Source organism: Pseudomonas sp. K5002, assembly GCF_013386655.1.
Classification (GTDB): Bacteria; Pseudomonadota; Gammaproteobacteria; order Pseudomonadales; family Pseudomonadaceae; genus Aquipseudomonas.
The window spans coordinates 1-1,148 of sequence record NZ_JACARK010001294.1 but is presented as its reverse complement, the minus strand read 5'-3'; the positions used below and the strand labels follow the sequence as shown (position 1 = coordinate 1,148).

1 protein-coding gene is annotated in these 1,148 nt (G+C 65.2%); it reads left to right on the top strand.

Annotated features, from left to right (window positions below; translation table 11 throughout):
• On the top strand, positions 1 to 1,148 hold a 1,148-nt coding region (locus HX846_RS35795), incomplete at both ends, for a TonB-dependent siderophore receptor (protein WP_178967301.1).

Genomic DNA, 1,148 nt, shown 5'->3' with positions numbered 1-1,148 from the left:
CGTGGTGCGTTCGGCCACCTTGCGCGGCCTCACCGCCTCTCACGTACTGGTGCTGGTCAACGGCAAACGCCGCCATACCAGCGCCACCCTGAACATCAACGGCATCAACAGCGGCGCGGCCCCCAGCGACCTCGACCTGATCCCGGTGGCTGCCATCGACCATGTAGAGGTGCTGCGAGACGGTGCAGCGGCGCAATACGGCTCGGATGCGATTTCCGGGGTGATCAATATCATCCTCAAGCAGACCACCGGCGGCAGTTCCGACACCACCCTGGGGCAGAACTACGACGGCAAGCGCGGCACCGGCCAGGAGGCGCTGAACTATGGCTTCCAGGTGGGTGAAGCCGGGGTGCTCAACGTGTCCCTCGACACCCGCTACCAGGAGCGCGACAACAAGGCCGGCAGCAACGGCTACAGCAGCCATTACTACCCGCTGGCGGACGGTTCCCCCGACCCGCGCGAAGCCACCTCCAGCCACCACACCTACAAAGGCTACGGCTCGCCCCGCAGCCAGTTGGGCGATGTGGCGTACAACCTCGACCTGCCGCTGAACGACAACCTGACGCTGTACTCGTTTTCCACCCTGGCCACCCGGGAGAACAACGACGGCCAGAACTTCCGCCTGCCCAACGGCCGCAACACCATCACCACCGGGCCCAATGGATACCCCGATGGCTACAGCCCGTACTGGCTGGTCAACGAGACCGACTTCCAATCGGCTTTCGGCGCCAAGGGCAACGACCTTGGCGGCGGCTGGGGTTGGGACCTGAGCAGCACCTACGGGCGCAACTACGCCAAGCAGCGCACCTACGACAACCAGAACCCGTCCCTGGGCGAAAGCACACCGAACAAGTTCACCTCCGGGATCTACATCGCCGACCAGCTCACCACCAACCTCGACCTGAAAAACACCTACGAGATCGGCCTGGCCAAGCCGCTGGACGTGGCGTTCGGCCTGGAGCACCGGCGCGAAAGCTACGAGACCCGCGCCGGCTCCGAGGCTTCCTATATCGATGGCGGCTACGTGTTCCCGGCAGGCCATCCGCGTGCCGGGCAGCGTCCCGATCCGGGGGCCCAGGTCACCAACGGCATCCGTCCGGAAGACGCGCAGAAGGTCAGCCGCAACAGCGTCGCCAGCTATGTCGACC